This is a genomic window from Ruegeria sp. BHSB064, from assembly GCF_059613205.1.
Genome location: NZ_JBXWSB010000138.1, coordinates 1 through 10,601 on the forward strand (window position 1 = coordinate 1; position 10,601 = coordinate 10,601).

The 10,601-nt window shown below is 57.2% G+C and carries 10 protein-coding genes; 1 reads left to right on the forward strand and 9 read right to left on the reverse strand.

Annotated features, from left to right (window positions below; all coding sequences use genetic code 11):
• The 5 genes from AC2FNU_RS21425 to AC2FNU_RS21445 form a co-directional block, all read right to left on the reverse strand.
• Positions 1-1,327: FAD-dependent oxidoreductase (locus tag AC2FNU_RS21425; RefSeq protein WP_496792277.1), on the reverse strand; the 1,327-nt coding region annotated here is incomplete at its 3' end.
• 8 nt (positions 1,328-1,335) lie between these two features.
• Positions 1,336-2,217 (reverse strand): phosphotransferase, encoded by an 882-nt coding sequence (locus AC2FNU_RS21430; protein WP_496792279.1) that lies wholly within the window; start codon positions 2,215-2,217, stop codon positions 1,336-1,338.
• Position 2,218: 1 nt separating this feature from the next.
• Positions 2,219-4,210, reverse strand: coding sequence for an ABC transporter permease (locus AC2FNU_RS21435; RefSeq protein ID WP_496792281.1), 1,992 nt, complete (start codon positions 4,208-4,210; stop codon positions 2,219-2,221).
• Entirely contained in the window at positions 4,207-5,229 is a 1,023-nt protein-coding gene (locus AC2FNU_RS21440) for a quaternary amine ABC transporter ATP-binding protein (RefSeq protein WP_496792283.1), read from the reverse strand. The genes AC2FNU_RS21435 and AC2FNU_RS21440 overlap by 4 nt, the downstream gene beginning before the upstream one ends.
• A 76-nt stretch (positions 5,230-5,305) precedes the next feature.
• Positions 5,306-6,241, reverse strand: coding sequence for an ABC transporter substrate-binding protein (locus AC2FNU_RS21445; RefSeq protein WP_496792285.1), 936 nt, complete (start codon positions 6,239-6,241; stop codon positions 5,306-5,308).
• 215 nt (positions 6,242-6,456) lie between these two features.
• Here AC2FNU_RS21445 and AC2FNU_RS21450 point away from each other — a divergent pair, with 215 nt between their 5' ends.
• Entirely contained in the window at positions 6,457-7,230 is a 774-nt protein-coding gene (locus AC2FNU_RS21450) for a DeoR/GlpR family DNA-binding transcription regulator (RefSeq protein WP_496792290.1), read from the forward strand.
• A 4-nt stretch (positions 7,231-7,234) separates the two neighbouring features.
• On the opposite strand, the gene AC2FNU_RS21455 is transcribed toward AC2FNU_RS21450, so the two are convergent.
• Genes AC2FNU_RS21455 through bioD form a run of 4 tightly spaced genes read right to left on the reverse strand, consistent with a single transcriptional unit; the run spans position 7,235 to position 10,507 of the window.
• Entirely contained in the window at positions 7,235-7,990 is a 756-nt protein-coding gene (locus AC2FNU_RS21455) for a methyltransferase domain-containing protein (RefSeq protein ID WP_496792294.1), read from the reverse strand.
• A complete protein-coding gene (locus AC2FNU_RS21460) occupies positions 7,987-8,607 on the reverse strand; it encodes a pimeloyl-ACP methyl esterase BioG family protein (protein ID WP_496792295.1) in 621 nt (206 codons plus the stop codon). Before AC2FNU_RS21460 ends, AC2FNU_RS21455 begins: the two co-directional genes overlap by 4 nt.
• Positions 8,604-9,890 carry an adenosylmethionine--8-amino-7-oxononanoate transaminase gene (gene bioA / locus AC2FNU_RS21465; RefSeq protein ID WP_496792297.1) on the reverse strand — a complete coding sequence of 429 codons (1,287 nt, stop codon included), beginning with the start codon at positions 9,888-9,890 and terminating at the stop codon, positions 8,604-8,606. Before bioA ends, AC2FNU_RS21460 begins: the two co-directional genes overlap by 4 nt.
• Entirely contained in the window at positions 9,887-10,507 is a 621-nt protein-coding gene (bioD, locus tag AC2FNU_RS21470; RefSeq protein WP_496792298.1) for a dethiobiotin synthase, read from the reverse strand. Before bioD ends, bioA begins: the two co-directional genes overlap by 4 nt.
• Positions 10,508-10,601: the final 94 nt, after the last annotated feature.

Here is a 10,601-nt window from a genome sequence, read left to right on the forward strand (position 1 = left end):
GTTCCCAACCCAGTTTCTCACCAAAACACGCGCCCTGCGATTTCAGCGTGTCATACAGTGGCGACTTGCGGCAGGGACGACCCGAGTCATGTTCCTCGTGCGGCCAGCCCATTGTGTAATGCTTGCCATAGGCTTCGACGGTCCGGGTGCGCACCCAATCGGTGTCGAAATGCGGGCGACCAAAGCGGCGGATATCGGCGGACCAAAGGTCGAACGGAGGTTCTCCCTTGTGGACCCATTCGGCCAGTGCCATGCCCGCGCCACCACCAGCGGCAATGCCGAAGGCGTTGAAGCCTGCGCCAACGAAGAAGTTGTTCAACTCGGGCGCTTCGCCGATGATGAAGTTGCCGTCCGGGGTAAAGCTTTCTGGCCCGTTGGTCAGCGTCTTGACGCCGGCATTTTCCAAAGCGGGCACACGCCCCAGCGCCAGTTCCATCAACTGTTCGAAATGGTCGAAATTACTGTCGAGCAAGGTGTAGTGGAAGCCCTGCGGAATGCCCTTGGTGGCCCAGGGGATCGGGTTGGGTTCATAGCCGCCCATGACCAGCCCGCCGACCTCTTCCTTGTAATAGGTCAGGCGATCCGGATCGCGCAGCGTCGGCAGGTTCGAAGGGACATCAAAAGGTTCGGTGACCATGTACTGATGCTCCATCGGCACCAGCGGCACGTTGACACCAAAGCGTCCGGCAAAGGTGCGGGTCCACTGACCGGCGCAGCAAATTACTTTTTCGCATTCGATACGGCCATGTTCCGTGATCACCGCGCGGATCTTACCGTCTTCGATCTCGATATCGGTAACTTTTGTGTCCTCGAAAATCTTCGCCCCGGCCATGCGCGCGCCCTTGGCCAGTGCCTGCGTGATGTCCGAAGGGTTCGCCTGACCATCGGTCGGCAGATAAGCCGCTCCGATCACGTCCGAAACATCCATCAGCGGCCACAGCTCCTGCGCCTCAGACGGTGTCAGCAATTGCATGTCCAGGCCGAACGAATGCGCGGTGGTGGCCTGACGTTTCACCTCGGTCCAGCGTTCCTCATTACAGGCAAGGCGCAAACCACCGTTCATCTTCCAACCGGTGCCAAGACCCGTTTCTTCTTCGATCTTGTTGTACAGATCGACCGAGTAACCCAGCAGCTGTGTGATATTGGCGTTCGAGCGCAGCTGCCCCACCAGTCCTGCCGCATGGAATGTAGTGCCCGAGGTCAGCTTTTTGCGTTCCAGCAGCACCGTGTCGGTCCAGCCCAGTTTGGCCAGGTGATAGGCGGTCGAGCAGCCGATGATCCCGCCGCCGATAATGACGGCTTTGGCTGTTGTCGGAAGGTCGGTCATGTCTGTCCTCAGGTATTTTTGAAATCGTTCAGGGCCGCGCGGAACCGCGCGAGGTTTTCAGCGGTGTAGGCCGCATAGTCAAAGTCGATATCCGATGTGATCTCGGACACCATGCTCCACATGGTTTCGCGTAGCAGCGAGGCGCATTTCATCGCCGTGTAACGATGGCGGAGGTCATCATTGACTGGGGCTTGGAAATAAGTCTCAAGCACCCAGTCTTCCTGATCAGGGGAAAGACCATTGTTTGAAGCCAGCCCGCCCAAATCGAACAGGGGCGAATTGAACCCGGCGTAGTCGAAGTCAATCAGCCACAAGCGGGTGCCGTCGTCCAGAAAATTGCCACACAACAAATCGTTATGGCCAAACACCATGTCATACGGCCCGGCCTCTCGTTCCAGCAAAGCTCCTGCTTCAACAAGATCAGGGATCAACGCTGCATGAGAACTGCCACGTTCAGTGAGTGTCGCGGCATAGTCGCGGATGACGTGGAACACCCAGAACACCAGCGATGGGCCGCGCAGGTGCTTCGGCACCTCGGTATGGCACGCCTTCACCAATTCCAGCACGCGCGGCAGCATATCCGGGTTGCGGACATCTCCCTCGGTCAGTGTGCGGCTTTCGATGAACTCTAGCACCGTCAGATCGCCTGACGAATGTACAACCGCTGGCGACAAACCCGCCGCATGGGCGGCTTTGCTGGCGGCAAGTTCGTTGAACCGCATAACTTGATGCAGCGGGATGTCATCCCCCACACGCACCACATAGGACCCACTGTTATCCGTGACTCGGTAGTTCACATTGGTTATGCCCCCTGTCAGAGGGGTGGCCTCAATCTCTCCGTGCCAGATCGACAGATCGCGGATGCGGGTCATGAGATCGGATTGGCTCATGTTAGCTCTCCAGTCCAAAGCGGATGCGGGCCTGACGGGCGCTTGCATTGATCAGCCGGTCAGCAATGATGGCAATGAACGCGATGGCCAAACCAGCGACCAGACCTCTGCCTGTGTCGGCCTTGGTCAGGGCGATATAGACCTCTTGCCCCAGATCGCGCGTACCAACGAGCGCGGTGATGACCAGCATCGACAGGGCCAGCATGATCGTCTGGTTGATGCCCAACAGGATCTCGGGCAGTGCCATCGGCAAACGGATATGGCGCAGCAATTGCGTGCGGGTGCAGCCGGAAACCAAACCGGCCTCGATCAGTTCCTCGCTGACCGAGCGCACACCATGGGCGGCGTAACGCACCGCTGGGGCCAGCGCATAAAGGACGATGGCGATCAGCGCTGTGAAGTCTCCGACCCGGAACAGCATCACAACGGGGATCAGATAAACAAAGCTGGGTAGGGTTTGCAGCGTGTCGATCAGCAAGTTGATCACTGCTCCGGCGCGTTTGTTCAGTGCCGCCAAAACACCCAAAGGCACTCCAATCAGCGTTGCCAGAATGACCGAGGCTCCACACAGATAGACCGTCACCATTGCCTTGGACCACAGACCCGACACAAGGATCAACGAGGCCATCCCTCCGCACAGCAGCGCCAGACGCCAGCCACCCGAGTGCCAGCCCAACAAGGTCAGCATCGCAATGGCCCATGGCCACGGGATGCCCAGCAGGACCGTTTTTATCGGGATCATGAACCATGTGAGGAAGAAGACCTTGATCGCCTCGAACACATCAAAATAATTGACGTTCAAGTACTCAACGGTGTTGTCCCAGAATGCACCCGTGGTGATGGTCTGGCTGTCGGGATACTCTAACAGCAGCGGCGAGAACTGGCCCAGCACCCATGTCACCACCAACAGGATCAGAACCAGCACCGTCCGGCGATGCCGAGCCACCCAAGAACCCGGTTGTTCATGATGAACCTGCCCCATGCGCTCGGCAAATGCCTGGCTGAGCCGATCAACAGCGATAGCCAGAACCACGATGGCGATCCCAGCCTCGAACCCAGCCCCAATGTCCAGACGGCGCAGCGCGGCGAGGACGTCAAAGCCCAGCCCTCCGGCCCCTATCATCGAGGCGATGATGACCATGTTCAGCGTCAGCATGATCACCTGATTGACGCCCACCATCAGGCTGTGACTGGCCGAGGGCACCAGCACCCGCCACATCAACTGCCGCTGGGTTGTGCCGGCCATACGACCGAAATCGAGGATCTCGGGGTCGACACCCTTCAAGGCCAGCGTCGTGATCCGCACCATCGGCGGCGTGGCATAGATGATCGTTGCGACCAAGGCCGAGATCGGGCCAAAGCCGAACATGAACAGGATCGGCACCAGATAGGCAAAGATCGGGATCGTCTGCATCAGGTCCAGAATGGGCGAGATGATCTTTTCGAACAGCGGATGGCGATAGGCGAGGATGCCTAACAGCAGCCCTCCACCGGCACCAATCGGCACCGCGATCAGGACCGAGGCCAGCGTGACCATCGCGCTGTCCCATTGACCGAAGACAGCCAGATAGATGAAACACGCCCCGACCAGAGCGGCCAGTGCCCAATCGCGGCAATACTGGCCCAGAGCGATGACAGCAGTAATCACTACGATCCAGCTGATCGCAGGCAGGATGACCTGCGCGTCATTGCCCTGACCGCTGACAAACCCGTCGGCCAGCAGGGCCAGAACCAGATTATACGGCTGCTCAATCAGCCACGCGATGGCGCGGGTCACATCAGTAAACGAGACCGGCCCGATGGCAGCATCCTCGATCAGCCATGTCATCGCCGAGGAAATATAGGTCTTAAACGGGATCACCCAGGCCGAAGGGAATTTGGTCAGCCAACGCGCATCCAGCGCTTTGCCCAGATCGCGGCCATAGTACCCAAGCACGATTGTGATCAGAACAAGGGCCAGAGCAATGGCCTGCGCCCGGTTCAACCGGATCATGCCGCGTCTCCGTCGCCGAACAGCACATGCGCAACAGCTTTGCGATCAATCGCGCCCACAGGCTGCCCTTCAGCATCCACAACGGGGATCGGTGCATCGGCGGCGATGATGCGTTCGGCCACGTCAGAAACGCGGGCAGATTGCGCAATAGGCTCTCCTTCACCAACGGCGCCGGGGGTCATGACGCCGCCGACGGTCAGAACCTTCGAACGCGGGATATGTCGCGTGAATTCAGCCACATATTCCGTGGCGGGGTGCATCACCAGCTCTTCCGGAGTGGCGATCTGAATCACTTCACCATCTTTCATGATGGCAATGCGGTCTGCCAGGCGGACGGCCTCTTCAAAGTCATGAGTGATGAAAACGATGGTCTTGTGCAGGCGTTCCTGAAGCCGCAGAAACTCGTCCTGCATCTCGCGCCGGATCAATGGATCGAGGGCCGAAAACGGCTCATCCAGAAACCACAGGTCGGGTTCTGTAACCAGCGAGCGGGCGATGCCGACGCGCTGCTGCTGACCGCCGGACAGTTCACGCGGATAGTAGTCCTCGCGTCCTTTCAGACCAACCAGTTCCACCACTTCCCGCGCCTTGGTTTCAGCTTCGGCTTTGGGCGTGGCCTGTATGGTCAAAGGGAACATTACGTTCTGCAAAACGGTCAGATGCGGTAGCAGAGCAAAATGCTGGAACACCATGCCCATCTTGTGGCGTCGAATTTCGATCAGTTCTTTTTCGTTCGCTCGCAGCAGATCAGCGTCGTCAAAAATGACCTCGCCACTTGTGGGTTCGATCAATCGCGACAGGCAGCGAACCAAAGTCGATTTCCCCGACCCCGACAACCCCATAATGATAAAAATCTCACCTTCCGCGATGTCGATATTGGCATTGCGCACAGCGCCTATCACACCCGCGTCTCGGATGTCATCCGCTGAAGGATTTGGATTTTTCTTCAACAGCGCTTCGGCGTTTGGACCGTATAGTTTCCAAACGTTGCGGCAGGACAATTTTGTCTTGGGAGGCATCAGAGAGGTCCGGCAAAAATAAAAAAAAAGGGCCAGAGCGGTCCGAGAGAGCGAAAGGCCCGCTCTGGCCAGTGGATTATTTAGAGATCCAACCCGACCAGCGGTCTTTGTTGGTCTCCATCCACTCCGAAACAACACTGTCAATTTCCACGCCATCCAGATCGGCTTTGCCGACCATCGCGCTCATTTCGTCGTTGTTGATATTGTAAGCCTCGATGATGTCATAAGCACCGGGCCATTTTTCCTGTAGGCCGGACCAGGCGGCCTTCCAGATTGGCCCACGCGGCTTGCCGCAATCATAAGCCATGTTGGGATTCACACCGACCGAAGGATCGCTATAGCATTCGGCCGAAAATGGCGGGAATTCTACGAATTCGCCCTCATACTTGGCCGGCGCCCAATGCGGCACATAAACCCACAGAACGATCGGGTCCTGCCGCTGATAGGCGGATTCAAGCTCGGCAAACAAGGCTGCGTCAGTACCCGCATGTACCACCTCGAAATCTAGCTCCAGAGCTTCGACACGTTCTTCGTCAAAGCCACCCCAGGTTACGGGCCCGCCGACGTAACGTCCGCTGGGTGCGGTTTCAGCGGTGGCGAATTCTTCCGCACAGTCGCGCAGGGCTTCCCAGTTTGGCAGCCCCGGACAACGCTCTTTCATATAGCTGGGATACCACCACTCTTCGATCGCCATCAGGCCAGTTTCCCCGACGTTGACAACATTGCCCGAAGCCGTTGCCTCATCCAATGCCTCGCGCCCGGTTGTTTCCCAGATTTCCATTGCCAGATGCAGGTCGCCCGTTTTTAGGCCAGCGAATTGGGCAATGTAGTCGGCTTGAACGTATTCGACATTGTAACCGGCTTCTTCAAGGATCGAACCCATGATTTTGGTATTGATCAACTGACCGGACCAGTCGTGTAGCGTAAGCTTGATCGGGTCAGAAGATTCTACCGCCCAAGCTGACGTGGCAGCTGCAAGTGCAAATGCCGAAAGTCCCAGTTTGCATTTCATAACACCTTCTCCCTGTCGTGATTTTTTTGATGAATCGGTGGTATTGAACACAGACGAGCACACTGTGGGGTTTTGTGTCAATAAAAACCACGTTAAGCCACATGAATTAAAATCTTCGTTCAATTTTTCAGCTATATCTTGGCGTAATGTTGCTTTCTGTGGGTGTTGTGGTATCTCTGAACCTCCCGTATGACGGGATTGTCAGAGCGAAAAACATGAACCTTAAAACCACCAACCAACGAGAAGAAGAGATTCTGCGCGCGCTGTTCCGCACAGGCGGATCCTGTCGCGTAAGCATCTTGGCGAATGAGTTGGGCGTTACCCTGGAGACCATTCGGCGCAATGTGCGAAATCTCGAGGAACGCGGAATTGTGCGCAAGGTTCATGGCGGCGTCCACCTGTTGGAGGACATCCTCGAGCCGTCACTGGAAAGCCGACTGGACAAGAAAGTTGACGCCAAGGAAAAGCTTGCCAAAGCAGTGGCCGAGGTCATTAGCGATGGAGATTCGGTCTTTCTGGATATTGGCTCGACCACAGCTTATGTGGCGCAGGCGCTGTGCGATCATAACAACCTGTTTGTGGTGACGAATTCTGTTTTTGTTGCCCAGACCCTGGCATCCCGGAACAACAATCGGGTGTTCATGGCAGGCGGTGAGCTGCGCCCCCATGACGGTGGCGCGTTTGGCGTAGAGGCACAGGACCTTATCAAACGTCTGAATGTCCGCTTTGCTGTTCTGTCGGTCGGAGCAGTCAATGCAGAGTCCGGCTTTATGCTACATGATCTGCAGGAGGCCAACCTGGCGCGTATCGCCGCTCAGAATGCGCAGGTTCGCATTGTGGTCGCTGACGGAGAAAAGCTGGGCAAGCGCGCGCCGGTCACTTTGGACTCTGCCAGACAGATCAATCTGTTCTTTACGGACACCTGCCCGTCAGAGGATATCCGCCAGATGTTGTCTGCAAACGAAATTGATCTTGTTGTCGCAGAATAGGCGCCTAACGCTTTTGAGCGACAATCCAGATCGGGTGATATGTCAAAGACACCCCGTTGGCCGTTCCAAAATTTCGCACATAGTCTTCTTCAAACCGAGCCAGAGTGGACTTGGTCCATGTCCCTTTTGCACGCCCATTCACCCCGGTTCTGCGCAGATATTTTAAAACGTCCCTTGGTGTTTTGAAGAAAGATGGCCGGATGCATTCTCCAGCGGCCAGAACCTGCATCGACCCTTCGACAGCTGCGACTAAAGAGCGGGCTTCGCAAAGGCCGGGTGCGTGTGCAGTTGATCCGATGCGGGACAACTCTTGATATTGCTGCGGTCCAAATCCTGAAATGGCCAACCAACCACCTGGGGCCAAGGCATCGACTGCCTGCTGCAAAAACCCGGCCGGGTCTTCCATCCACTGGATCATCGAGGCCGAGGCGACCAGATCAATCTGATCGGGCCATTGCACCGAGCGCACGTCGCCTGAGATGAATGCTGCTGCTTCGGCCTCTGCCGTCACTTGGGCTTGTGGCGCGATGTCGTTCACGATGAAATCGGGAAGATCGAAGTTTTGCCGCAGCATTCTGGTCAGGTGCCCGGTACCACAGCCCATTTCAAACGTTGTGTGAAACTGACCCGGCGCACCGACGCGGCAGAGTTCAGAAACCAGTTTTTCGGCCACCCAAGCCTGTTGACTGGCTGTGTCGTGATAGGTTTCAAAGCTTCTGCTGAAGCTTCGTTGCACCTTATCCGCGAGTTGCACGGTCATGACAGCCACTCCGCCCAGGTCTGACCTGCTTGGAATGGAACATGGGGCCCGACGATCGACCTGACTTCACCTGAGGCTGTAGCCCAAGCAGCCTCTTGCGCCTTTGTTGGAATGACACGGTCACGCTCGGGTATCCACACAAGGTCAAACCTAGGGTCCGGTGCCGATCCGCGTTGAATCACCGAATGAAGCTCTTTTTGCGCGGCTGTAACGTTCAGTTCCGGAGCCTTGCCGCGCAAGCCCGCGCGGCGGCAAAATTTGGCAAAGCTGGAGGTCGTCAGTTGATCGGCCGTGGCCCGGATCATATCGGGCGCTATACCCCGCTCTGTACAGGTTGGGTGCAGAGTGCCGCTGACAGCCACCAACCGGTCAGGACGAAATGAAGTGTCGGCCAACCAATGCGCAGCGGATGCGACACCAAAGGAAAACGCGAGCATCTCGACACGGTCAAACCCTGTCAAATCAGGTAGTGGATCATCAAGCCGGGTATAGTCATCAATCAGCAAAACAGACGCGTCACCGGTCAGGCCCTGGAACGGTGCTGCACCAAGCGCCCAACCCCCGAACACAAGGATCAGAGTACCGTCGTCTGATTGTTCCAGCCACCTGTATTTCATCCCTGCCCCCCGGCCAGTGCGACCATTGCGCTCGTGACCTGACTGAGCTGATCAGCAGAGATGATGTAAGGGGGCATACAATAAATATTGCGTGCAAAGGGGCGCAGCCACACTCCGGTCTTGGGTGCCAGCCGATGGGCGACAGAAGGATCGACCGTATCCTTCATTTCGATAACACCGATGGCACCAAAGACCCTGACATCCGCTACGCCGGGCGAAACGCGGGCTGGCTCCAGCTCGGAGCGCATCTGGTTTTCGATGTCGGCCACCTGGCGTTCCCAGTGTCCTTCGGCCAGCAAGCCCAAGCTGGCTGAGCCCGCAACACAGGCAAGAGGGTTGGCCATATAAGTCGGGCCGTGCATGAACACCCCGGCCTCGCTGTTGCCGATGCCATGCGCCACCTGCTTGCTGGTTACTGAGGCTGAAAACGAGATATGACCCCCGGTCAGTGCCTTGCCCAAACAAATAATATCAGGCGTGACGCCTGCGTGATCCACGGCGAAAAGCTTACCGGTCCGGCCAAAGCCGGTCGCGATTTCATCAAAGATGATCAGAACGTCATGGGCATCGCACAAGGCGCGCGCGCCGCGCAGCCATTCGGGATGATAAAAGTACATTCCTCCTGCGCCCTGAACCACAGGCTCTAGGATCAGGGCCGCAAGCTGGTCGCCCTTCTCGGCAAGCAACCGTTCCAGCGGCTCTAAACCATTCAGCGCCGGATCCATTGGCCATTCATCATTCAGCTTTACTGAGGGGCGCGGCAGGAAGTGCTGGATCGACAAAGCCCCGCGAAACAACCCGTGCATACCGTTAACCGGGTCGCAGACGCTCATCGCCTTCCACGTGTCGCCGTGATAACCGCCCCGAATGGTAGCGAACTCGAACTTGCCGGTGCGGCCATGGGCCATTTGGTATTGCACCGCCATCTTCATAGCAACTTCGACCGAGACCGAGCCACTGTCGCAGTAGAAAATGCGGTCCAAACCGTCCGGCAGCATGTCAACCATCCTGCGCCCCAGATCTATGGCCGGGTGGTGGGTTAACCCCCCGAACATCACATGGGGCATCTTCTCCAACTGGTTCTGCATCGCAGATGTGATCGCAGGGTGCTTGTGGCCGTGTATTGCACACCACCACGAGGACATGGCGTCGATCATCTTCACGCCGTCCTCCCGGTACAGATAAACACCCTCGGCCCGGTCGATCAGGTGCATCGCGCCCGGATTGGCCACGTTGGTATATGGGTGCCACAGGTGGTGGGCGTCAAACTCAAGCGGGGTCACAGGAACCTCCGAATGGTCGTAACGTCTATGGCCGAAAATGCATCTGTCAGGCTCTGCTGTGTTAAGTCGCTGAGAACCGGAAGAAGCCCAAGGTGGCGCACATTGCTCATCTCAACGATGGTCTGCTCGACATCCGGCTCTGGGTCGCCAACAAAGGCCACTCCCACGACCTCACATCCAGCGCTACGCAAGGCCATCAGGGACAATGTGGTGTGATTGATCGTTCCCAGCGCGGTGCGGGCCACCAGAACCACCGGAGCCTGCCATTGCGCGATCAGGTCCAGATAGTAGGACTTGCGGTTCAGCGGCACCATCAGACCCCCTGCCCCTTCAACGACCACGGGCCCGTCAATCTGCGGCAAAGCAAGGCGCGACAGATCAATTTCAACACCCATATCTTCCGCAGACAAATGAGGTGAGGCGGGCATGTTCAGGCGATAGGCTTCAGGTAGAACTTCCGCACCTGACAAGTTGAGAACGGTTTCCGTGTCCGTCGCATCTTCCAGACCCGATTGAACGGGTTTCCAATACCGGGCATTCAGAGCCGCTGCCAGACCGGCGGAAAAAACGGTTTTTCCGACGCCCGTGTCGGTTCCGGCAACGATAAGCGCGCTCATGCGGCCTCCGATTGATGGCTGGCGATGGTTGTAAACAAGGTTGAAATGTCTTCGAGACTGACATTTCCGGTGATCGACACACGTAGTCTCGACG

Excerpts from the sequence above, each read along its gene's own strand:
- AC2FNU_RS21430 (WP_496792279.1), bottom strand. The coding sequence starts at position 2,217 with ATGAGCCAATCCGATCTCATGACCCGCATCCGCGATCTGTCGATCTGG.
- bioD (WP_496792298.1), bottom strand. The coding sequence starts at position 10,507 with ATGAGCGCGCTTATCGTTGCCGGAACCGACACGGGCGTCGGAAAAACC.
- AC2FNU_RS21455 (WP_496792294.1), bottom strand. The coding sequence starts at position 7,990 with ATGACCGTGCAACTCGCGGATAAGGTGCAACGAAGCTTCAGCAGAAGC.
- AC2FNU_RS21440 (WP_496792283.1), bottom strand. The coding sequence starts at position 5,229 with ATGCCTCCCAAGACAAAATTGTCCTGCCGCAACGTTTGGAAACTATAC.
- AC2FNU_RS21460 (WP_496792295.1), bottom strand. The coding sequence starts at position 8,607 with ATGAAATACAGGTGGCTGGAACAATCAGACGACGGTACTCTGATCCTT.
- AC2FNU_RS21445 (WP_496792285.1), bottom strand. The coding sequence starts at position 6,241 with ATGAAATGCAAACTGGGACTTTCGGCATTTGCACTTGCAGCTGCCACG.
- AC2FNU_RS21450 (WP_496792290.1), top strand. The coding sequence starts at position 6,457 with ATGAACCTTAAAACCACCAACCAACGAGAAGAAGAGATTCTGCGCGCG.
- AC2FNU_RS21435 (WP_496792281.1), bottom strand. The coding sequence starts at position 4,210 with ATGATCCGGTTGAACCGGGCGCAGGCCATTGCTCTGGCCCTTGTTCTG.